The organism is Allobosea sp. 05T433 (assembly GCF_056396065.1).
Map to the genome: position 1 here is coordinate 133,350 of NZ_JBFTKS010000002.1, position 22,082 is coordinate 155,431.

At 65.1% G+C, this 22,082-nt stretch carries 21 protein-coding genes and 1 other annotated feature; of the genes, 9 read left to right on the forward strand and 12 right to left on the reverse strand.

The features are described from left to right. Window positions 1–120: 120 nt before the first annotated feature. Window positions 121–744, reverse strand: a complete 624-nt coding sequence (locus AC1DGP_RS02770) for a class I SAM-dependent methyltransferase (RefSeq protein WP_441504564.1) — start codon at window positions 742–744, stop codon at window positions 121–123. Between the two features lie 368 nt (window positions 745–1,112). Here AC1DGP_RS02770 and AC1DGP_RS02775 point away from each other — a divergent pair, with 368 nt between their 5' ends. Continuing rightward, the gene (locus AC1DGP_RS02775) at window positions 1,113–1,493 is read left to right on the forward strand and encodes a hypothetical protein (protein WP_441504565.1); all 381 of its coding nucleotides are present in this window, start codon (window positions 1,113–1,115) and stop codon (window positions 1,491–1,493) included. Between the two features lie 99 nt (window positions 1,494–1,592). Here the strand turns inward: AC1DGP_RS02775 and AC1DGP_RS02780 are convergent, their stop codons facing one another. The 5 genes from AC1DGP_RS02780 to AC1DGP_RS02800 all read right to left on the reverse strand — a co-directional run bounded on the left by AC1DGP_RS02780 (window position 1,593) and on the right by AC1DGP_RS02800 (window position 6,774). Next, window positions 1,593–3,101, reverse strand: coding sequence for an amidohydrolase family protein (locus AC1DGP_RS02780; RefSeq protein ID WP_441504566.1), 1,509 nt, complete (start codon window positions 3,099–3,101; stop codon window positions 1,593–1,595). Between the two features lie 28 nt (window positions 3,102–3,129). Continuing rightward, the gene (locus AC1DGP_RS02785; RefSeq protein ID WP_441504567.1) at window positions 3,130–3,918 is read right to left on the reverse strand and encodes an ABC transporter permease; all 789 of its coding nucleotides are present in this window, start codon (window positions 3,916–3,918) and stop codon (window positions 3,130–3,132) included. Continuing rightward, entirely contained in the window at window positions 3,905–4,684 is a 780-nt protein-coding gene (locus AC1DGP_RS02790; protein ID WP_441488475.1) for an ABC transporter ATP-binding protein, read from the reverse strand. The genes AC1DGP_RS02785 and AC1DGP_RS02790 overlap by 14 nt, the downstream gene beginning before the upstream one ends. Before the next feature lie 37 nt (window positions 4,685–4,721). Continuing rightward, on the reverse strand, window positions 4,722–5,726 hold the full coding sequence (locus tag AC1DGP_RS02795) for an ABC transporter substrate-binding protein (protein WP_441488476.1): 1,005 nt from the start codon (window positions 5,724–5,726) through the stop codon (window positions 4,722–4,724). A gap of 136 nt (window positions 5,727–5,862) precedes the next feature. Beyond that, the gene (locus AC1DGP_RS02800; protein WP_441488477.1) at window positions 5,863–6,774 is read right to left on the reverse strand and encodes a LysR family transcriptional regulator; all 912 of its coding nucleotides are present in this window, start codon (window positions 6,772–6,774) and stop codon (window positions 5,863–5,865) included. A 116-nt stretch (window positions 6,775–6,890) separates the two neighbouring features. On the opposite strand from AC1DGP_RS02800, the gene AC1DGP_RS02805 reads away from it, so the two are divergent. From AC1DGP_RS02805 to arsH, 6 genes are all read left to right on the forward strand, one after another. Next, the gene (locus AC1DGP_RS02805; protein WP_441488478.1) at window positions 6,891–7,832 is read left to right on the forward strand and encodes an N-carbamoyl-D-amino-acid hydrolase; all 942 of its coding nucleotides are present in this window, start codon (window positions 6,891–6,893) and stop codon (window positions 7,830–7,832) included. Window positions 7,833–8,118: 286 nt separating this feature from the next. Further along, window positions 8,119–8,568 (forward strand): helix-turn-helix domain-containing protein, encoded by a 450-nt coding sequence (locus AC1DGP_RS02810; protein ID WP_441504568.1) that lies wholly within the window; start codon window positions 8,119–8,121, stop codon window positions 8,566–8,568. Window positions 8,569–8,753: 185 nt separating this feature from the next. Continuing rightward, window positions 8,754–9,125, forward strand: coding sequence for an ArsR/SmtB family transcription factor (locus AC1DGP_RS02815; RefSeq protein WP_441504569.1), 372 nt, complete (start codon window positions 8,754–8,756; stop codon window positions 9,123–9,125). Continuing rightward, window positions 9,103–9,567, forward strand: a complete 465-nt coding sequence (arsC, locus tag AC1DGP_RS02820) for an arsenate reductase (glutaredoxin) (RefSeq protein WP_441504570.1) — start codon at window positions 9,103–9,105, stop codon at window positions 9,565–9,567. Before AC1DGP_RS02815 ends, arsC begins: the two co-directional genes overlap by 23 nt. A 131-nt stretch (window positions 9,568–9,698) precedes the next feature. Further along, on the forward strand, window positions 9,699–10,751 hold the full coding sequence (gene arsB, locus AC1DGP_RS02825; RefSeq protein WP_441504571.1) for an ACR3 family arsenite efflux transporter: 1,053 nt from the start codon (window positions 9,699–9,701) through the stop codon (window positions 10,749–10,751). Further along, window positions 10,748–11,446, forward strand: coding sequence for an arsenical resistance protein ArsH (arsH, locus tag AC1DGP_RS02830; RefSeq protein ID WP_441504572.1), 699 nt, complete (start codon window positions 10,748–10,750; stop codon window positions 11,444–11,446). Before arsB ends, arsH begins: the two co-directional genes overlap by 4 nt. A 101-nt stretch (window positions 11,447–11,547) precedes the next feature. On the opposite strand, the gene AC1DGP_RS02835 is transcribed toward arsH, so the two are convergent. From AC1DGP_RS02835 to AC1DGP_RS02845, 3 genes are all read right to left on the reverse strand, one after another. Then, a complete protein-coding gene (locus AC1DGP_RS02835) occupies window positions 11,548–13,023 on the reverse strand; it encodes a SulP family inorganic anion transporter (protein WP_441504573.1) in 1,476 nt (491 codons plus the stop codon). Between the two features lie 105 nt (window positions 13,024–13,128). Next, window positions 13,129–13,184 (reverse strand) — a sequence feature (sul1 is cis-regulatory element that is thought to sense ions involved in sulfur or methionine metabolism; They are found in Alphaproteobacteria). A 100-nt stretch (window positions 13,185–13,284) separates the two neighbouring features. Then, entirely contained in the window at window positions 13,285–14,610 is a 1,326-nt protein-coding gene (locus AC1DGP_RS02840) for an O-antigen ligase family protein (protein WP_441504574.1), read from the reverse strand. 278 nt (window positions 14,611–14,888) lie between these two features. After that, on the reverse strand, window positions 14,889–16,010 hold the full coding sequence (locus tag AC1DGP_RS02845; RefSeq protein ID WP_441504575.1) for a 2OG-Fe(II) oxygenase: 1,122 nt from the start codon (window positions 16,008–16,010) through the stop codon (window positions 14,889–14,891). A gap of 211 nt (window positions 16,011–16,221) precedes the next feature. Here AC1DGP_RS02845 and AC1DGP_RS02850 point away from each other — a divergent pair, with 211 nt between their 5' ends. Then, window positions 16,222–17,562 (forward strand): hemolysin family protein, encoded by a 1,341-nt coding sequence (locus AC1DGP_RS02850; protein ID WP_441504576.1) that lies wholly within the window; start codon window positions 16,222–16,224, stop codon window positions 17,560–17,562. 205 nt (window positions 17,563–17,767) lie between these two features. Here the strand turns inward: AC1DGP_RS02850 and metG are convergent, their stop codons facing one another. Next, a complete protein-coding gene (metG, locus tag AC1DGP_RS02855) occupies window positions 17,768–19,450 on the reverse strand; it encodes a methionine--tRNA ligase (RefSeq protein ID WP_441504577.1) in 1,683 nt (560 codons plus the stop codon). A gap of 350 nt (window positions 19,451–19,800) precedes the next feature. Here metG and AC1DGP_RS02860 point away from each other — a divergent pair, with 350 nt between their 5' ends. Next, a complete protein-coding gene (locus AC1DGP_RS02860; RefSeq protein WP_441504578.1) occupies window positions 19,801–20,331 on the forward strand; it encodes a hypothetical protein in 531 nt (176 codons plus the stop codon). Between the two features lie 175 nt (window positions 20,332–20,506). Here the strand turns inward: AC1DGP_RS02860 and AC1DGP_RS02865 are convergent, their stop codons facing one another. Together AC1DGP_RS02865 and hpaI are read right to left on the reverse strand one after the other, a co-directional pair. Further along, window positions 20,507–21,262, reverse strand: coding sequence for a transporter substrate-binding domain-containing protein (locus AC1DGP_RS02865; protein WP_441504579.1), 756 nt, complete (start codon window positions 21,260–21,262; stop codon window positions 20,507–20,509). Window positions 21,263–21,300: 38 nt separating this feature from the next. Beyond that, window positions 21,301–22,065 (reverse strand): 4-hydroxy-2-oxoheptanedioate aldolase, encoded by a 765-nt coding sequence (gene hpaI / locus AC1DGP_RS02870; RefSeq protein WP_441504580.1) that lies wholly within the window; start codon window positions 22,063–22,065, stop codon window positions 21,301–21,303. Window positions 22,066–22,082 lie beyond the last annotated feature (17 nt).

The following is a 22,082-nucleotide window of genomic DNA, read 5'->3' on the forward strand; positions in this document are numbered from 1 at the left end:
GCGGCGATCGGCAGCAATCGCGATGCTCCCGCGAGTTCTGCAAGAGATGCTGGCGGACGTTCATTGGTTCCCGCGATCCTCCCGGGCCGCGGGCGCAAATACCCGATTGAGCAAAAGCGGTCAGGTCTCCTTTGCGGCCTCGATCCACAGAAAGGAGGCCTCCTCGTTGTCCTGCGGTTCGATCGACGATTTGCGGACGAGCAATCCGCCATCGGATAGATATTTCAGTGTTTCCGCTTCGCCGTTGTGACCGAAGAACATCGTGGTTCCCAGCCATTCACCGGTCCACTCGCCGGAAACACCTGTTCCAAAGCTTCCGACAAAGACACCGCCCGGCTTCAGCAATCTCGCGATCTTCAGGATCAACGGTCCTTGCTGGACAGAGGGGACATGCGTGATCGAATAGAAGGCGCCAACCGCGTCGAAGGAACCGGCTTCAAGCGCCACGTCGCACATATCCGCCTGGATGAACGTCGCCAGCGGGACCTGCTTTCGAGCCCTGAGGATCTGTTGTGCCGATGCGTCGACACCGATGACGGCATGTCCCAATGCCGCAAGATCCCGCGCCACGGGGATGCCCGCACCGCATCCGAGATCGAGGACCCGGCCGCCATCGGCTGGCAGGCTGTCGATAAGACGGCCGAGCCATTTCTGACGAACAGCAGATACCCCGAACCGTTCGAGATATGCGTCTGCAACGTCGTCATAACCTGCAGCGACAAGGTGTTTGGGATCGCTAGCCATGGCGGAACAGTTGCAGACGACCGCACGCGCGTCGAGCCGCGACGTCTGCAACCCCAAGCATCCCCTCAGAGCTGCAGCAAATCCTCAGACTCTTCCCTGCCCAAGCGGGCCCGAGCGCTGGCGCCCAGAACTCTGGCAACAGCCTATGCCGGTCATCAGGTCCGCCTCCTCCGACGCGCATCGGAGTATTGTCCCAAACGCGCGGCATCAAGGCTGCTGCATCCCGCCGGAAACGCGTGTAAATTCGGCGTTATCGGAGACGGTTGGCGCGAAAGCACCGGCCCACGACGGCACTTCTGCCCGGGGATAGCGGAAGCGACACGGCGTCGGTTGGCCTCGCTTGCGTCACAGCAAGGTGGGAGGGTGTCATGAGGAAACTCGCAACGCTCGCCACTGCCGCTTTGATCATGACCGGCAGTGTCGGAACCGCCGACGCGCAATATTGGCGCGGGGGCGGCTGGGGCTATCACGGCGGGTATTATCGCAACTATGGCTGGGGCGGCGGCGCTGTCGCTGCCGGGCTGGTCGGTGGGGCGCTGCTCGGAGGCCTGGTCGCCGCAGCAACGACGCCCGCCTATGCCTATGGATACGGTTATCCGGCCTATTCCTATTATGGCCCGCGGGTCTATTATCGCCCGGGCTATTACTATGCGCGGCCCGTCTATTATGCCCCGCGCTATTACGGCTGGAACCGGGCTTATTACGGCCCGCACTATTATCCCCGCACGGTCTACCGGGCATATTGGTGAGGCCGTCGCCGACGACCGGCCATCAGCGAAGCCGGCCGGTCGGTCGCGTCCGCGAAGGGGATCTCCGTTCGACGGCCGAATGCCGAACGGAGCCGTGCCTCAGCGCAGCGGCGCGCCGTAGCGCTCGACCTGGTAGGGCTGCCGGGCGAGGCCGACGCAGAAGCTCGCGACCGCATCCTGCAGTTTCTCGGCCAGCAGTTTCATGGGCGCGTTCGCCGCTTCCAGCCGCTCGCGCGCCGCTTCCGCCTCGCGCGCCAGCTTCGCGAGGTCGAGCGTCAGCAGGCGCCCCTCCTTCACGACGAAGCGACCGCCGATCATCACGTCGCGCACCGCCGTGCCGTCTTCGACATGGACGATCTGGTTCACCGTGCGGTTGTGCGGCAGCCAGTTGATATGGCCGAGATCGACGAAGACGAGATCGGCCTTGTAGCCGCCTTCGATCCGGCCGATGCGGCCCTGGAAGCCGAGCGCGCGGGCGCCGCCTTCGGTTGCAGCATGCAGGGCCTCGGGCGTGGTCAGCCATTCCCGGACATCGGGTCCACGCACCTTCGAGACGAAGGAGGCCAGGCGCGTCGCCTCGTACATGTTCTGGTTGTCGCCGCTGTTCGAGCCGTCCGTGCCGATCGCCACATTGACGCCGGCCGCGAGCATCGCCCGCACGTCGGCAAGCCCACTGCCCAGCCGCATATTGCTCGCCGGGTTGTGCGCGACCGAGGCGCCATGGCCCGCGAGGATGCGCATGTCCTCCGGATCGAGCCAGACGCCATGGGCGACCGTGAAATCGGGGCCGAGCAGGCCGAGCTGGTCGAGATGGGCAGTCAATGTGCGGCCATAGCGCTTCATGCCGGAGAGCGCCTGGATCTTCGATTCCGCGACATGGCTGTGCAGGCCGAGACCGAAGCGGCGGGCACAGTCGCGACAGGCGCCGAGGAACCCATCCGAGCAATGCAGCGGGATCGTCGGGGCGAGCGCGATCTTTAGCCGTTCCGTATCGAAGCGCGCCTGCGTGACGAAAGCCTCGAAGCCCTTCAGCGTCTCGGCATAGGGCTGCATCCGGAAGCGGTCGACCTCGGCGCGCAGCGGCTCGGGCAAGGCGTCGTAGAGGCCGGGAATGGCCTCATAGAGCGTGGTGTCGGCGACCATCGGCGCGATCGTCGCGCGCATGCCGACATCCTGATAGGCCCGGGCGACAGCCGACATGCCCTCGACCGACGGCGCTGGCACCTCGAAGAACAGGTCGTAGCAGGCGGTCGTGCCCTTCAGCACCATCTCGGCGCCGTTGAGTGCGGCGCTGAGATATTTGTCCTCGAGGCTGCGGTTGCCGCTGATCCAGGGGCCGGCGGCCAGGAGCAGTTCGAGCGACCAGCGGTCCCCCATGGCCTTGGCGAGCGCGCCATGGCCGTGGGTATGGGCGTTGACGAGGCCGGGATGAACGAGCTTGCCGGTGGCGTCGATCTCTGCCGCCCCCTCGGGGACGGACATGCCGCGCGGACCGATCTCGCGGATCGTGTCGCCTTCGAGCAGCAGGTCGAGCGGTTCAGCCTGAACGCGCTCCGGCAGGAGGACGAGGGCGTTGCGGATGATCGTGTGGAGCGGGCTTGCGGTCATGGCGGGGTCTCCTTCTCGGCGCCGCAGGTCAGCGCCGCTGCTCGGCCGCTGCCCAGGGGAAGAACACCCGCTCGGCGACGACGATCAGCTGGAACAGGACGATGCCGAGCAGGGCCAGGATCAGCATGGCACCGAAGGCGACGGGAACCTTGAAGAACGCGGTTGCGGAGGTGATGAGATAGCCTAGGCCCCGTTCCGCCGCGACGAACTCGCCGACCACGGCGCCGACGACGGAGAGTGCGATCGCCGATTTCAGGCCGGAGAATACGAACGGGATCGAATAGGGCAGACGCACCCGCAGCAGCTCCTGCAGCTTGCTCGCGCGGCAGGACCGGGCAAGCTCGACCAGCTCCGGCGGCACCGCCAGCAGACCCGTGGTCATCGAGATCACCAGCGGGAAGAAGGCGACCAGGAAGGTCACGATGACGCGCGGCAGCTCGTTGGGACCCAGCATCACGACCAGGATCGGCGCGATTGCGACCTTCGGCACCGACTGGGTCAGCACGAGCAGCGGATAGATCGCATCCGCCGCCAGCCGCGAGGAGGAGATCAGCACGGCGAGCGGGAAGCTGACCGCGATCGAGAGCAGGAAGCCGAACAGCACGGTCCTGAGCGTCGCCAGCGTATGCTCGCCCAGCGCCGGGCCCATCGCCGCGGTGTCCTGGAAGATCCGCGAGGGCGCCGGCAACAGGTATTCGGGGATGGCGAAGACCCGGACGGTCACCTCCCAGATCGCCATCAGCACGACCAGCGCGACGAGCGGGATCAGGAATTCGCGGCTCGCGCCGAGCAGGCGCAGGGCTTTAGTGTTCGACATCGAAATGCGTCCCCTGCTCGCCGAAGATCAGTTCGCGGATGCGGCCGGCGCAGCGCTGGAATTCCGGGTGGCCCGACATGGCGAAATCGCGCGGGCGCGGCAGATCGACATCGATGATCTCGGCGATCCGGCCGGGCCGGGGCGACATCACGACGACCCTGTCCGCCAGGATCACCGCTTCGGGAATGGAATGGGTGACGAAAATGATGGTCTTGGGCGCATTCGCCCAGATCCGCAGCAGCTCGATCGTCATGATCTCGCGGGTCAACGCATCGAGCGCGCCGAAGGGCTCGTCCATCAGCAGGATGTCGGGATCATGCACCAGCGCCCGGCAGATCGCGGCGCGCTGCTGCATGCCGCCGGAAAGCTGGCGCGGCCGGTGATCGGCGAAATCCGCGATGCCGGCGACGGCCAGCAGGTCCTTCGCCCGCCGGCGCGCCGTCTCGTCGGCACGCCCCATGATCGTGGAGGGGAACATCACGTTCTCCATGATCGTCGCCCAGGGCAGCAGGGTCGGCGCCTGGAAGACGATGCCCGTGTCCTGCCGCGGCGCGCTGACGCGCTCCCCATTGATGGCGATGCTGCCCTCCGTCGGCGGCACCAGGCCGGAGACGAGCCGCAGCAAGGTGGACTTGCCGCAGCCGGAGGGGCCGACGAGCGTGACGATCTCGCGGTCGCGGATCGTGAGATCGATCCCGTCGAGCGCGCGCACGCCGCCATTGCCGACCGAGCCAAAGACCTGGCCGGCCCCGCTGATTTCAATCATGTCTATTCTCCGGCGTCCCCTGCCCTGTCCGCTCTCGTCACTTCTTCGGCGGCAGGAAGGACATGTCGACCGCGGTCGCCGGATCGAGCTTGGGGTCGAGATTCTGCGACTGGGCAACGACCTCATAGGTCTTGTTCAGGCGCTCGGTGGTGATGCCGCCGACCCCGGCCTCCTTGGCGTGATCGGTGAAGATGAAGCCCAGCGTCGCCTTCAGGCTGCCGAGGCAATCATCGAGATCGACCTGCGGGATCGCCTTCACATGCGCCTCGCAGGTGGCCTGCGGATTGTCGCGCGCCGCCTCCCAGGATTCCGTGGTCGCCTTCATGAAGCTCTTCAGCATCTCCGGGCGGTTCTTCGCGCTCGCCTCGGTGGTGTGGAAGGCAAGCGAGTAGATCGCGAAACCCGCCTCGACGAAGGGCAGGAAGGCGAGCTCCTTGCCAGCGCGCTGGGCCTGCTTGTTCTGATAGTAGAAATTGGTCGAGTAGGACGGGATGGCGTCGACCTTGCCGCTGATCAGCAGCGGACCCATGGCCGAGCCGTCGACGGTCACCCACTCGATCTTGTTGGGATCGGTCTTTGCCGCCGCGGCGACCGCCGGGAAGTAGAGCCGGTGGCTGTTGCCCGGCGTGATGCCGATCTTCTTGCCTTCGAGCCCGGTGAAGGTGGTGATCCCGGAATCCTTGCGCACGAAGAGCGAGTGCGGGGAATGGGCGTAGACCGCGCCGATCATCTTCAGCGGCACGGAGCTGCGCTGGCGCGCGGTGAACAGGGCGGAAATATCGGCCATGCCGATATCGGCCGCGCCGCCGGCCACCTTGCTCAGCGTGTCGCCGGAGCCGTTGCCCTTGCTGATCCGCAGCTCGATGCCATTGCGCTGATAGATGCCCGACGCGATGCCGGCATAATAAGGCGCGTAATCGCCGGTCGGAATCCAGTCGAGCATGAGATGCACGTTCTCGGCCGCACGAGCGGCAGACGGTACGGACAACGCGACGGCCGCGCTGAAGATGGCTGTGAGAGTGCTCGACGTGAATTTCGACATTGTGGTCGCCCTTCCTGGTTCCCCTATGGACAGAAACAGTGGGGACGCCGATCAGATCAAATACCAATTTCGCTGCGATACATAATATATGGTTATGCTGCAGCGCACATCGTGCGGCGGCTGCATCCGCCCCCGCTCAATCCGGCATGGCGGGGTCGGTCGCGAGCGGCAGCAGCTCCATCAGCCCCTGCACGAAACTGCGGGCGATGCGCGACAGCGGCTCGACCCGCGAGGAGAGCAGATGCGGCCGCGTCGTCGTCTTCGGCACCAGAGGGCGGGAGCGGATATTCGGCCAGGCGTTGTCGACCAGCACGAAGTCGTCGACGATCGCGATGCCGCCGCCGGCCTGAACCAGCGAGCAGGCATTCGGCGTGAAGCGCACCTGCGCGTTGAAGCGGATGGGCTTTGGCGTGGCGCCAAGAGCGCGATTGACGACCATGCCATAGGGCGTCTGCGAGCCATACCCGATCATCGGATAGGGCACGAGATCGGCCGGCTTCAGCACGCGCTTGCTGCCGAGCGGATGGCCTTCGGGGAAGATCACGCGCAGGCGTCCCTCGGCGATCTGCGTGGCTTTTACGCTCGGATCCTCGACGGCCATGGAGGTGACGGCGAGATCGGCGCGATGGCTGGCGATGCGCGCGATCAGCTCGGCCAACGTGAGGATCTCGAAATCGACGCGCACATCGGGATGCGACTGGCGGAAGCGGCCGATCGCCTTCGGCACCAGCATGTGGCCGACGCTGGGGCTTGCCAGCAGTCGGATCGACCCCGCGCTGCCGCGGCGCAGCTCCTCCGCCATGTCGTTGACCCGGGTCACGCCCTGATGGACGAGCTCAGCCTCGGCGAAGAGCTGCCGCGCCTCGGGCGTCGGCTGGACGCGGCCCTTGACGCGCTCGAACAGCGTCAGGCCGAGCCGATCCTCCGTATAGGACAGGAGCCGGCTGATCGCCGGCTGGGAGACCGAGAGCAGGCGCGCCGCGCCGCTGATCGAGCCTGTCACCATGACCGCGCGGAACATCTCGATCTGCCGAAGATTCATCGCCATGGCACATAACCTCCCCTTATAGTTCAGTAGAGAAATGGTATATACTTGTTTTGGTGGCGCCCGGCTAGATTGCGGCCAGTTTGAACTGGCCTTCACAGCCCAAGGAGTCTCTTTCGATGTCCCGCCTTCTTACCGTTGCAGCGGCTCAGCTCGGTCCCATCCACCGCGCCGATGATCGCGCATCGGTCGTGCGCCGGATGATCGCGCTGATGCAGCAGGCAAAGGCCCGCGGCGCCGATTTCGTCATCTATCCGGAACTCGCCCTGACGACCTTCTTCCCGCGCTGGTATTGCGAGGACCGTGTCGAGGCCGACCAGTGGTTCGAAACCGCGATGCCCGGCCCCGACACGCAGCCGCTCTTCGACACGGCGCGCGCGCTCGGCATCGCCATGAGCTTCGGTTATGCCGAGCTGACGCCGGAGGGACGGCATTTCAACAGCTCGATCCTGGTCGACAGGACCGGCCAGATCATCGGCAAGTACCGCAAGGTGCATTTGCCCGGCCATGCCGAACGCGACCCGACCCGGGCGCACCAGCATCTCGAGAAGCGCTATTTCGAGCCCGGCGACCGCGGCTTCCCGGTCTGGCGCTTCGAGAACGGGCTGGTCGGCATGGCGATCTGCAACGACCGGCGCTGGCCCGAGACCTATCGCGTCATGGGGCTGCAGGGCGTCGAGATGGTCGTGCTCGGTTATAACACGCCGACCACCAACGGCCATTCCAAGACCGAGACGCTGGCCGACCGCCTGTTCCATCACCGCCTGTCGGTGCAGGCCGGCGCCTATCACAACTCGACCTGGGTCGTGGCGGTCGCCAAGGCCGGCGTCGAGGACGGCTTCCCGCTCTTCGGCGGCACGCTGATCGCCGATCCCAGCGGCAAGATCGTCGGCGAACTCGACCATGACGAGGACGGGCTCTTGATCCATGCCTGCGATCTCGATGCCACGCGCTTCGGCAAGGAGACGATGTTCAACTTCGCCGCTCATCGGCGCGTCGAACATTATGACCTGATCACCTCACGAATCGGCGTCGGCGCGCCACTCGGCACCACCGACTAAGGCATCGGCAGGACAAGTGGATCGCGGCTTTCGGGAAAGCCGATGCGAACACGGAACGGTCAGATGATCGGACCCGGTACGATATCCGGTCCGATCACCCAGGCATGCTCCGCCCGGGCGATCCGCATCGGGAAACCGGCGCGCGCCGGCCGCGCAAGAGCGCCTCGCCTTCTTCGCATCATTTGGTGCGACGTTGGTCGGCTGACTTTGTCGGCCAGAGCGGACAAGAACGGCTTGAAGGGCCTATAGTCCCTTTTCGATAGTCTGAAAGTCAGGGGCGGCACAGGTGAAGGAACCAGACCGGGTCGATGAGTATGTCGGCATTCGCCTGCGAAGAATGCGCCGCCTGACGGGCTACAGCCAGACGAAGCTTGCCGAGTTGCTGGGGATCACGTTTCAGCAAATCCAGAAATACGAGAAGGGTGTGAACCGGATCAGTGCGAGCCGGCTCCAGCATATCGCCAATATCTTTCAGGTCCCCGTTTCCCATTTTTTCGATGGGGCGCCGGCGATCTCGACTCCAGCCGCAGATTCAGTGCCGGACGCCCCCTCCCCGGAGGTCGCTGACCTGCTCGCCACCCGCGACGGCATCCGTCTGGCCAAAGCCTTCGCTTCGATAAGGAACTTCAAGACACGCCGCCGGATTGTCGCCCTCACCGAAGCGATGGGCGACGCCGAGGAAGCGTCTGAAGCCGAGCCGGGTCGCGCCACGGCTGCAGGGTCCGGCTGCGACTGAACCGTTTTGTCGCGGCGCAGCTGAGGCAGCGGAAGAGGCGAGCCCCTGGCGTTCGGCGACCGTTGCGACGTCGGCCCCACCTCCTTGCGCATGGCGCGCGTTCGGCACGGCCGGAAACACAGAGGGCGACATTCAAGGAAACGGAGGCCCTTGCCAACATCTATAATATCCATTAACTTGGATATATGGATAATTTACAAACCATTCTCGCCATGGCTGCACTGGCACAGCCCACGCGCCTCGACACCTTCAAGCTTCTGGTGAACCGCGAGCCCGAAGGCGTTCCCGCCGGCGAGCTCGCGCGGCTGCTGGATGTTCCGCAGAACACGATGTCGGCTCATCTCGCCATCCTGTCGCGCGCACGACTGATCGCGGGCGAGCGGCAGAGCCGCTCGATCATCTATCGCGCCGATCTCGACGGTTTCCGCGCGGTGATCGCCTTCCTGCTGAAGGATTGCTGCGGCGGGCGGGCAGACCTGTGCCAACCGCTCATCGACGAACTCGTTCCCTGCTGCCCACCGAAGGTCCCCGCCGATGGACGTCATCATCTACCATAATCCCGACTGCGGAACCTCGCGGAACACGCTTGCCCTGATCAGGAACGCCGGCGTCGAACCTCACGTCATCGACTACCTGAAGATGCCACCGTCCCGGGCGATGATCGTGGACCTGGTCGCGCGGATGGGTCTCACGCTCCGGCAGGTCCTGCGCGAGAAGGGGACGCCATTCGCCGAACTCGGCCTTGCAGATCCGTCGCTGGGCGACGACGCCTTGCTCGACGCAATCGAGAAGCACCCGATCCTGCTCAATCGACCGATCGTGGTGACACCGAACGGCGTGAGGCTGTGCCGCCCCTCGGAAGAGGTGATTGACCTGCTGCCGCCGCAGCGCGGTCCGTTCGTCAAGGAGGACGGCGAGCGCATCGTCGATGAGGCCGGCCGCCGCATCGCGAGCGGTGAGATCATCGGCCGAGATATCGCATCCGGCCCGATGATCTAACTCTCTGTGTTCGCATCGGCTTTGCCCCGAAAACCGCAATCCACTTTTCGGGCCGATGCTTTCTGTGTTCGCATCGGCTTTGCCCCGAAAACCGCAATCCACTTTTCGGGCCGATGCCTTGGGAAAATCGCATGTCCACGTTCGAACGCTACCTGACGCTGTGGGTGGCTCTGTGCATTCTTGCCGGCGTCGCGCTCGGCCAGCTGTTCCCGAGCGCCTTTCAAACGATCGGCAGCGCCGAGATCGCGAGGGTCAACCTGCCGATGGCAGTCCTGATCTGGCTGATGGTCATCCCGATGCTGCTGAAGATCGACTTCGCCGCCTTGCGCCAGGTCGGCCAGCACTGGCGTGGGATCGGCGTCACACTCTTCGTGAACTGGGCCGTGAAGCCGTTTTCGATGGCCCTGTTGGGCTGGTTCTTCATCGGCTGGCTGTTTCGCCCTCACCTGCCCGCCGACCAGGTCGATTCCTATATCGCCGGTCTGATCATCCTGGCGGCGGCGCCTTGCACGGCAATGGTCTTCGTCTGGTCCAACCTGATCAAGGGAGAACCGCATTTCACCTTGAGCCAGGTCGCGTTGAACGACGCGATCATGATCGTCGCCTTCGCCCCGATCGTCGGCCTGTTGCTTGGCCTGTCCGCCATCACCGTTCCCTGGGGCACGCTGACATTGTCGGTCGCGCTCTACATCCTGGTTCCCGTCATTATCGCGCAGCTCATCCGCAGGAGCCTGCTCGCCTCCGGCGGTGACGAAGCGCTGCATCGCCTTCTCGCCGCCCTATCGCCTGTGTCGCTGGTGGCCCTGCTTGCGACCCTGGTAATGCTGTTCGGGTTCCAGGGCGCGCAGATCCTGGCCCAGCCGTCTATCATCGCGATCCTGGCCATCCCGATCCTGATCCAGGTCTATTTCAATGCGGGACTGGCCTATCTCCTCAACCGTGCGGCCGGCGAAAAACACTGCGTCGCTGGTCCCTCGGCCCTGATCGGAGCCTCGAACTTCTTCGAGCTCGCGGTTGCAGCCGCCATCAGCCTGTTCGGTTTCAACTCCGGCGCCGCCCTCGCAACGGTGGTCGGCGTGCTGATCGAAGTGCCGGTCATGCTGTCGGTCGTCTGGATCGTGAACCGTTCCAGGGGCTGGTACGAGCGGGGAAGCCCGCGCAATCCTGCAAAGGCAACGTCATGACCGATCTTCCGAATGTCGACCTCGACCGTCTGGTCGCTCCCGATCTCACCCAGCTCGAGCCCGCCCGGCGCGCCACGCATCCACCGCGCATCCTTCTGCTCTACGGCTCACTTCGGACGCGCTCCTACAGCCGGCTGCTGACACTCGAAGCAGAGCGTATCCTCAAGCATCTCGGCGCCGAAACGCGGGTATTCGACCCTGCCGGCCTGCCAATGGCCGACAGCGTCCTGCCGGACCACCCGAAGGTTCAGGAGTTGCGGGATCTGGCGCTATGGTCGGAGGGGCAGGTCTGGTGCAGCCCGGAGCGTCACGGCACGATCACCGGCGTATTCAAGAACCAGATCGACTGGATACCGCTGGAGCTTGGCTCGATGCGCCCGACCCAGGGCCGAACGCTGGCGGTGATGCAGGTCTCGGGTGGCTCGCAGTCGTTCAACGCCGTCAACACATTGCGCGTGCTGGGGCGCTGGATGCGAATGGTGACCATCCCGAACCAGTCCTCCGTCGCAAAGGCCTTTCAGGAGTTCGACGAGGTGGGCCGCATGAAGCCCTCCGCCTATTACGACCGCGTCGTCGACGTGATGGAGGAACTCGTCCGCTTCACGCTGCTGACGCGCGACCGCTCCGCCTATCTCACCACGCGCTACAGCGAGAGGAAGATTGCTGCCGAGGCGGTTCCGGTCAGCGCTATCTAAGTCAACACGGCGCGCGCGGGAGCAAAGCGAAACCAGTCAGGCCCACGCGACGGGCGCAGAACCAGGCTGCGACTGACATCGCCGCGGCCGGCGCCCCCGTTTCAATGGCCCGATGCGAGCGCTCCGTCTGCCTTGTCGTGGACGGCGAGGCGCTCGATCATCGCCGCGGTCGCCTGGTTGACGCCGATCGTCTCGATGGCGATGCCCCGGTTCCGGAACTTGAGCACCACGCGGTCCAGCGCGTTGATCGCGGTGATGTCCCAGAAATGGGCTGCGCCAAGATCGATCACGACCTGCTTCACCTCCTCCTCGCGGAAATCGAAGGCCGCATGGAAGGCTTCGGCGGTCGCGAAGAAGATCTGCCCGGTGACGCGGTAGACGCGCGTGTCACCCTCGCGCTCGGATCTAACCGCGAAGAAGCGCGTGACCTTGTGGGCGAAGAACAGCCCGCTGAGGATGACGCCGAACAGCACGCCCTTCGCCAGATCATGCGTTGCGACCACCACCGCGACCGTGCCCAGCATCACGACGCTGGAGCTCTTCGGGTGGATCAGCAAGGTCTGCAACGAGCGCCACTGGAAGGTGTTGATCGAGACCATGATCATGACGGCGACCAGCGCCGCCATCGGGATCCGGGCGACAGAGGGGCCGAGCACGACGATCAGGAACAGCAGGAAGCTGCCCGCCCACAGGCTCGAGAGGCGGCCGCGGCCGCCCGACGAGACATTGATCACGGATTGGCCGATCATCGCGCAGCCGGCCATGCCACCGAAGAACCCGGCGACGATGTTGGCTGCGCCCTGGCCGGCGCATTCCCGGTTCTTGTCCGACGTGGTGTCGGTCATCTCGTCGAGAATCGCCGCGGTCATCAGGCTTTCCAGGAGTCCAACCATGGCCAGCGTCAACGCATAGGGCGTGATGATCCTGAGCGTCTCGAGGGAGAACGGCACCTGCGGGATAGCGAAGGCGGGCAATTCGCCGGGCAGCGCGCCCATGTCGCCGACCGTGCGGATATCGAGGCCGAAAGACAGCGACACCGCGGTGAGCAGGACGATGGCGACCAGCGGCGACGGCACCGCCTTGGTAAGCCGTGGCAGCAGATAGATGATGGCGAGCCCGGCGGCGGTCATGGCGTAGACGACGGGTCCGCGTCCGAGCAGTTCCGGCATCTGCGCCATGAAGATCAGGATCGCGAGCGCGTTGACGAAACCGGTGACGACGGAGCGCGAGACGAACCGCATCAGGTTGCCGAGCCTGAGGATGCCGGCCACGATCTGAAAGATGCCCGTCAGGACCGTCGCGGCGAACAGGTAGCCAAGCCCGTGTTCCCTGACGAGCGTGATCATGACGAGCGCCATGGCGCCGGTGGCGGCCGAAATCATCGCCGGCCGCCCGCCCGCGATGGCGGTGACGACGGCGATGCAGAAGGAGGCGTAGAGCCCGACCTTGGGATCGACCCCGGCGATGATCGAGAATGCGATCGCCTCAGGGATCAGGGCCAGCGCGACGACCGTGCCGGCCAGGATTTCGCGCGTGACGTTGGGCGCCCATTCGCTGCGCAGATGAGAGATTGCCATGGGGAGAGTGAAGCCTTCATGGCCCCGCCGCGAGCAACAGGCAGGCGAGGCGCGCACATACGGACAGCTCCGGACCGGGCCGGGGCGTTCATCGTTCCGTCGTTGCGTTGTCCGGCGGATCGGCGGCCGGAAGAGCCACCCGGGATTTCACCGGGTCCTGACTAGTGAACCCAGCTCTGTCGCAGTTTTCGCTGCGGCGCAACCCAGTTGGCGCCGACCATGCGCGTGACGGCGCGGGCACTGAAATGCGGAAGGCCGCCCTCAGACCCGCCTGGTCGCCATGCGGGCGGCAAATTCGAGGCCGGACACGGCCAGGGCAAACAGCATCCAGAGCGGGTCGGCGCGATTGAGGAAGAACGATTCCAGCATGCCGACATAGGTCATGAAGATGACGATCATCAGGAAGAGGTCGGCCAGGTTCCGACTCGCCGCGACCCGGTCGGCGCGGAGATAGTTCCTGAGAGGCAGGATCATCAGGCACCAGGCCATCACGATCGCGCCCGGAATTCCGAACATCACCATCGCATCGAGATAGCTGTTATGGGCGGACCCGATGCCGCGAACGTCCCAGCTCGCCTCGAAATTCTCCTCCAGCGTCGAGACCACGGGCGTCTGCCAGAAGCCGAAATAGCCATAGCCGAACCAGGGCTTCTCGCCGATATGGACGCTGGCAAAGCGCCAGATCTCGTCGCGGCCGGTGAAGGTGGGGTCTGAGATCAGGGCAGACGAGATCCTGAGCAATGTCGGCGACAACACGGTGCCGACCGTGAGCGCGGCGACCAGCAGCACCAGCACGGCATGGGTCAACAGCATCAGGCGAGGCCCGGCCATGGCGCGGCCGAGCAGAACGAGGCCGACCGCCACCGGCAGGAAGCCCATCGTCGTCTTCGAACCGCTGTTCAGCACGAAGATCGCACCGAGACCGATGATCAGCAGGCCGCGCAGTTTGAACCCCATGCGCCAGCAATAGATGCCGAACATGATGAGGATCGAGAACACCGGCGCAGCGAAGTTCTTGTGCGAGAGATGGCCGCGCCAGTCGCCGGCATGGCCGCCCTCGACGCCCTCAGAGCCATGGATCGCCAGATGCGGGGCAAGCAGGATGACGGCATAGACCAGCAGGAGCACGGCGAGCGTGGCATTGGCCGCAGCGCTGGCGAAGTCCCGCTCCGTCCTGGGCAGGAGCAGGACACCGACCACGACGACCATGGCGAACGCGGTCAGCAGCAATCCGCGCAACGCGGCTTCCGGGTCCGGTGCGCGCGTGGTGGACAAGGCGGCAACCAGCAGGACGATGATCCACGTGCTGTTGCGCAGCTGTGCGAGAGCTGCCCGCTCGCTCAGCCGCAGCATCGCCCCGAGATAGACGATGGCGAGGCTGACATAGCCGATCTGGTTGACGACATTGCCGGTCGAGGCCCCGGTCTCCGTGCTGTCGGGCACACCGGCAAAGGGCTGCAAGGTCAGGATCATGATGAACAGGCCAAAGCCGCTGAGCAGCGCGGCAACGAGCCGTGCATCGTCGGCCGGGACGCCTGACGCGGAGGCGGCCGCGCTGGTTCCTGTCTCTGCGATGCCGACCGTCATGCTGTCCCTGACACACTCGCCCCGTTCTGCAGGCCGCGCGTTAATGCAGCCGCGCGATCACGCATCATATGCCATGCAACCTTAAGAGCCTGTAGCCGCAGACAGATAGGCCGCCGGCCAGGGCTGCGGCCTGGCCTGATGGCCGGCCGAATTCACCGGTCGTGGCGGGGCGCTGCGCCTGGGATCATAGGACCCGATATCGTATCGGGTCTATGGTCTGCGACTTCCGTGATTGCATCGGCTTTCCCAACCGCAATCTACGCTTTCGGGCCGATGCCTTAGCTCGTCCCGGCGAGATAACTGCCTCCGGCCTCCATGAACACCTGATTGTCCTCCCGCAGCCTGGCTGCAGCATCGTCATAGAGGAATGGCAGGAAGGCGAAGCGCTTGCCCCGCGTCACCTGCGAGACGGCATGAAGCAGCGAGCAGGAGAAGACGACGGCGCCGCCGGGCGGCGGCTTGAAGCTGCGCGCGCCATATTCGGGAAAGCTGACCTCGCCGCCCTCGAAATCGGCGTTCAGGTTGATGGAGACGGCAAAGCGGCGATGCGCCGTGCCCTTGGTCGTGTTGTCCCGATGCGCGCCGAAATGCCCGCCGGTCTGCGCATCGTAACAGCCCACGAGATAGCGCTCCATGCGGGTCACCGTGAACTGGTGGACCTTCCTGATCTCGGGAACGATGCGCTTGCCGATCTTGCCCTGAATGACCCCGATCAGCTCCGTGTCGCCGATGAGGACGTCGGAGCGGCGCTTGTGGGCATGGTCGGAGATCAGGACGGTCTTCCCGTCCTTCTCGCGCATGAAGCCGGATTCATTGCCGCCTTCGGCCTCGTGCAGGGCGATCAGCTGCCGGCAGAAATCCGGCTCGAAGACATTGGGCAATACCAGGACGGGCGCATGCACCTGGAAGCCCGGGAACGCGTCGACCGGTGGAAGCGCGGCGAGGAACGCCGCAACCTCATGGCGCTCGCCGCCCTCGCGGGTGAGGGGAAAGACCGCCATGACGCGCAGCGTCGGATCGAGCACATACCAGGCGCGACGCAGGGGCGTATCCGTGCCTGGCTCGGCCTCGATGGGCGCGACGCCAAACTCCTTGCTGATCAGCAGATCGAAATCCCAGAAATAGCGGATGCCGGGCATGCGCTGCCTGACGCGCTGCTTGAGCTCGTCATCGGGGTCGTTGCTGACGCCGAAGAAGGCGATCTTGTCGTCGTCGAAGAGGTCGCGCTGCTCGGACAGGATCTTGAGCGCGGATACCGTGCTTGCGCGCGCGGCGGAACCGAAGAAGCACAGGACAATATAGCGCCCGGCTGCGCTGGAGAATTTATAGGCCGGGTTGCTTGTGGAACGCTGCTCGAACCACGGCGCAGGATCGCCGACGCCCATCGACCTGTATTTCACGGCCAATTCCCCAGATGTTATCGGATGAGAATGGCATATCGCCCACTATTGGCAAGGATGACAGGCGCTTCACCTTCGCTTCGATGAGCGATCGACGAGCTTTGATCTCCGCGCAAGCGACTAGACCCCGCATACAGCGCGCGCCCCGCTATGCTATGGCTGGTTCCACCATCAACAACGCATGGCTGCTTCTGCAGCCGGAACGGAGTCCATGTCCAGTACCGATGGCAGCATGTTCGACCTGGTCGGAGTGCTTGCCGTATTGCTTCTCGTTGCCGCAAACGGCTTCTTCGTTGCGGCCGAGTTTTCGCTGGTCGCGGTGCGCCGAAGCCGCGTTTCCGAGCTTGTCACCGCGGGGCGCATGAATGCCGCCGCCCTCAAGCGCGCCGTCGACAATCTCGACGCCAACCTCGCCGCGACGCAGCTTGGCATCACCATCTCCTCGCTGGCGCTCGGCTGGATCGGAGAGCCCGCTCTGGCTCACCTGATCGAGCCGCTCCTGAACGGCCTGCCCGGCTCACTGGCGACGGCCAGCTCCCATGCGATCGCGGTCGCGATCTCCTTCGTCATCATCACGGCCCTGCACATCGTTCTCGGCGAACTCGCTCCCAAGAGCCTTGCCCTTCAGCGCAGCGAAGAAACGGCGCTCTGGATCGTGCGGCCACTCGGTCTCTTCCTGTTCCTGCTGCGGCCGGCGATCATCTCGCTGAATGGCCTCGGCAATCTCGTGCTGCGCCTGTGCGGCCTGCGGCCGGGAACGGGAGAGGAATCCCTGCATTCGCCGGAAGAATTGAAACTCCTCGTCCAGGCAAGCCAGGAGGCCGGAATCCTCCAGCCGGCGCAGCAGGAGTTGGTCGAGCGCGTGCTCAGCATCGGCGACCGGCGCATCGCCGACATCATGACACCGCGCCGGGACGTCGCCTGGATCGACGCCGACGACACTCATGACGAGATGCTGCGGACCATACGCGAATGTCGCCATGAGCAGTTGCTGGTCGGGCGCGGTGGCATCGACGAGCCCCTGGGCATGATCCTGAAGCGGGACCTTCTCGACCAGGTCCTGGACGGCAAGGCGCTCGATCCCATGGCCGTGATCTGCGACCCCGTCATCGTGCACGAGACGACGCCGATCTTCCGCGTGCTCGAGCGCTTCAAGAAGGCTCCGGTCCGCCTGGCAATCGTCATCGACGAATATGGCGGCCTCGACGGCATCGTCACCCAGACCGATCTCCTCGAAGCCATTGCCGGCGACCTGCCCGATGTCGAGGGCGAGGAACCCGATATCGTGGAACGCGACGATGGTTCGCTGCTGATCGACGGCATGATGCCGGCGCATGATGCCTTCAATCGGCTTGGCTTCCGACTGCGCTCGGCGGAAGGGGATTTCCACACGATCGCCGGTTTCGCCCTGGCCCGGCTCGAGCACCTCCCCGAGATCGGCGAGCATTTCGACTATGCAGGCTGGCGGTTCGAAATCGTCGACATGGACGGCAGGCGGATCGACAAGCTCCTGGCGCAGCGCATCACAGGGGAGGTTTCCGCCCACGGGTGAAGCGCCGCGCCGGCAGAGAGCGCCCTTCGCCCGTCGGCTCTGGGGCCGTCAGCCTCTGGCATGATCTCGCCCGCCTCGTCGCGATGGGGCGGGCAAGATCAACACGCGGCGCAGGCTCATCAACGKACCGGCGGAGAGGCTCGCAGCCAGTTCGCGGCCATGCCGTACTCGCAGCCCCGCCGATCGGGCGCCCTCCTCGACGAGGTCAGCGGCCAGCGAACCGTGCCCGGTTCTGCGCGACCCAGTCCTGCGAGAGCTTGACGAAGAGAGGCGGCAGCGACGCGAGCGGCCGTCCGCCATGGTGGTCGGCCAGGATATCGCCGGCATCGGGCCAAGTCGTGGGTTGGTCGGCACGCCCCAGCGCAGCGAGGACGCGGCTGGCGCTTTCGGGAATGAACGGCCAGGCGATGTCGGCGGCGGTCGCAAGGAGGTTCACGCTCGTTCTGATCACCACGGCGCTCCGCTCCGGATCGGCGGCGCGGGCCGACCAGGGCGCCTCCCGCGCGAGATAGCCGTTGGCGAGCCGCCAGATCGCGCGGACCTGTTCGGCCGCCTTGCGCAGCGCACGCCGGTCATGATGCGTGCGAAGCGCATGCAGATGTCCCGCAAGTTCATCCGACAGAGCCAGCTCGGCGGAGCCGGGAGCGCCGTTCGCCGGGACGATCCCCTGATGGTGGGCCGTGACGAGTTTCAGCACGCGATTGACGAGATTGCCGAACGTGTCGGCCAGGTCGGAATTCACGTCGGCCGCGAAGCGCGCGAAACTGAAGTCGGTGTCATGGTTCTCAGGCGCGTTCGCGGCCAGCCACCAGCGCCAGTAGTCGGCCGGCAGCAACGCCAGCGCCTGGTCGAGGAACACGCCCCTGCGCTGGCTGGTCGAGAACTTACCGCCTTCATAGGTGAGCCAGTTGACGCCCTTGATCACATCGACGCTCTTCCAGGGCTCGCCGGAACCCAGCAGCGTGCAGGGGAAGCTGACGGCGTGGAAGGGCACATTGTCCTTGCCGAGGAACTGGATGGCGTCGACATCTCCGACCTTCCACCACCAGCGCCGCCAGTCGCGCCGTTCCGGGTCGAGATCGGCCCATTCCTGCGTGGCGGCGATATAGGCGATGGGCGCATCGAACCAGACATAGAAGACCTTGCCCTCGAAGCCGGGTTTCGGCACCGGGACGCCCCAGGACAGATCCCGTGTGATGCACCTGTCCTGAATGCCTTCGCTGAGCCATTTGCGCGCGATCGAGGTGACGAGCGGCGGCCATCCGGACCGGCTTGCGATCCACGCCTCCAGCTCGCCGACCAGGGCCGACTGGCGCAGGAACAGGTGCCGGCTCGGCCTGACCTCGAGATCAGTGCTGCCCGAGAGGGCCGAGCGCGGAGCGACCAGGTCGACGGGATCGAGCGGACGGGTGCAGCTTTCGCATTGGTCGCCCCGCGCGGCTTCGAAACGGCAATGCGGGCAGGTGCCGATGATGTAGCGGTCCGGGAGGAAGCGCCTGTCCGCGGGCGAATAGACCTGTTCGAGCACCCGCTCCTCGATGAAGCCGTTCTGCTCCAGGCACTGGAAGAAATGCTGGGTCAGCGCGTGGTTGCGCGGCGAGGACGAGCGGCCGAAATGATCGAAGGACAGGCCGAGCTGACGATAGATCCCGGCCTGGATCTCATGCTGCGCATGGCAATAGGCTGCGACGTCGGTCCTGGCTTCGGCCGCCGCCAGTTCCGCCGGGGTTCCATGTTCGTCGGTCGCGCAGATGAAGAGAACCTGGTCGCCGATCTGTCGTCGGTAACGGGCGTGGATGTCGGCCGGGAGCAGCGAGCCTGCCAGATTGCCGAGATGCTTGATGCCGTTGATATAGGGAAGTGCGCTGGTGATGAGTGCGTTCGCCATGATGCCCTCCTGGGGTCATTCCACGGGTGACGCGCCGAGACCTGATGAAACAAAAAAGCCCTCCGCAGAACCGGAGGGCTTGGGTCCGACGCTCACTCGCGCGGCGATACGCACGCGCTCACCCCCTCCGGCCAATCTCCTGCTGGTCGGGCCTGCGCATTCGCGTGGCGTGGGCGGGAAGGAACATCTGTAAATCCGCGTCTGATCTGCCTGACGGGTGCCAGCAATCGGCGGGGAAATCAAGGCCGCGGTCAGGCCTGAGGCCGCATAGCGCCATGCCGATGAGGGGATTGGGTAGGGAGCCGAATGGCCAATGTGCGGTTTCCCCGAACCGCCATAGCATGGCCGCCATGAACCTGATCTTTCTTCACGGGGCACCGGCAAGCGGCAAGTTGACGGTCGCCAAGGCCTTGCTTGCGGCGATGCCGGCGCGACTGCTGGACAATCATGCCGCCATCGACGCCGCGCGAACCATTTTCGACTTTGGCGCTCCCGGCTTCTGGGAGCTGGTAGACACGGTTCGCGGATCCATCTTGCGGGCCGCGATCGAGAACGACATTTCCTGTCTGATCGTCACCCTCTGCTATTCCGAGCTGGAGGACCGTCCGTTCTTCGATCAGCTGGAAGACGATGTGGTCCGCAATGGCGGTTCTGTCTTTCCCGTGTTCCTGCATTGCTCGGAACGAGAGGCCGCACAGCGTGTCGGCAATGCCGACAGGGTCCAGCGACGCAAGACGAGTTCCGTCAAGGGCCGCTCCGAATTCCTGTCGCGCTACACCATAGCCCCGGTTCCACGGGAGAACTGCCTCGCGATCGATACGGAGATCACTGCGCCGGATCGCGCGGCCGAACAGATCATGCAGCACTTCGCCTTGCGCTAAAGCATCGGCCCGAAAAGTGGATTGCGGTTTTCGGAATGGCCGATGCAATCACAGATGGTCAGGTCATCGAACCGGATACGATATCCGGTGCGATGATCCAGCGAGCGGTAGCGTGTCCGGCACCGCGCGCACGGATGCGAGGGGCTCAGCCGTCCCGGAGCGCTCCCGTCGCGGATCAGCCCTGGTCCCGGGCGACCGTGAGACCCTCGACCCCATGCTTGTCGATCAACCCCGAAACCAAGCCGGACGAAATCGCGGTCGCCACGAAGCGCTTGATATAGTCGATCGCTGCGGCGTTCCTGGTCGGTGTTCCCACGGCTTGCTGCACGGCCATGTAGCGGCCTGGCAGGATCCGGGTTCCGGGGATCGCCTTCTGGTCCGTCACCAATCTGGGGCGCAGGCCCGCAAGGGCATCGAGTTTGCCCTCGAGGAAGACTGACGCTGCATCAGCGATGGTCTTGGTCCGGACCAGCGTCGCATGCGCGATGTTGCGGTCGAGCCAGAGCCCGTAGGCCGTCCGATCGGTGACGGCGATGCGCCGGCCCGACGCGTCCACGTCATCGATCCGTTCCAGCGACGAACCGTCCGGAACAAGGTAGCTCGCCTCGATCTCGGTATAGGCGGGGGTGAAGCTGATGAACGCGGCGCGCTGCGGCTCAGCCCCGATCAGGGCGATGTCCCATTCGTCCCGCTCGGCGGCATCGGCAATCAGGCCTGGCGATTCATAGGTGACGTAGCGCAGCTCCACTCCCAGGAGATCGGCAAATGCACGCGCCATGTCAGGCGCCACTCCAACCGGCCCGCCATCGGGAGTCCTGTCGGAGACCAGCAGGAAGTTAGACAGATTGATCGCAGCCCGCAGAACCCCGCCCGGTGCGAGAAGCTCTGTCAGGTCCTCCGGGGGCGGGCCGACATGGTCCAGCAATCGCATCTTCGCCTCCGATCCCAGCACCGAATGCTGACCAGCCATCACGACCTGAACTGCCTTGCCAGGGCTTCCGTCGCCTTGACCAGCATGGCCGCATCGACGCCGACCGCCGTGAAGAGCGTGCCGAGCTCGATGCAGCGCGCCGCGAATGCAGTGTCGGGCGTCAGGATGCCTGCGGGCTTGCCGCAAGCGCGAATGCGACCGACCGCCTTCTCGATGAGTGCGGTCACCCTGGGATGTCCGGGCTCGCCGACATGGCCAAGGCTGGCTGCGAGATCGGCCGGGCCGATGAACACGCCATCGACGCCATCGACGGCCGCGATCGCCTCGAGATTGTCGAGCGCGTCCTGGGTTTCGATCTGGACCAGGAGGCAGAGCTCCTCCCCTGCCCGCTTGCCGTAGTTCGCGACCCGTCCGAACCGCGTTGCCCTCGTCACGCCGGAGACGCCGCGAATGCCGGCTGGCGGATAACGCATCGCCGCGACCGCCGCCTTCGCCTCCTCCGCATTCTGGACATAGGGGATCAGCAAGGTCTGGGCGCCGAAATCGAGGAACCGCTTGATCAGCACCGCATCGTTGCTCGCGGGGCGGACCACTGCCGAGACCGGATAGGGAGCCACGGCCTGCAACTGGGCCAGGACCGTCAGCGGATCGCCCGGCGAATGCTCGGTGTCGAACAGCAGCCAGTCGAAGCCGGAGCCGGCGACCGCCTCGGCCGCATAGGCGCCGGGCAGGCTGCACCAGAGGCCGAGCTGATGCCGGCCCTCGCTCAGGGCGCGCTTGAACGTGTTCGTCGGCAGTTCCATGGCAACCTCAGGTGCAA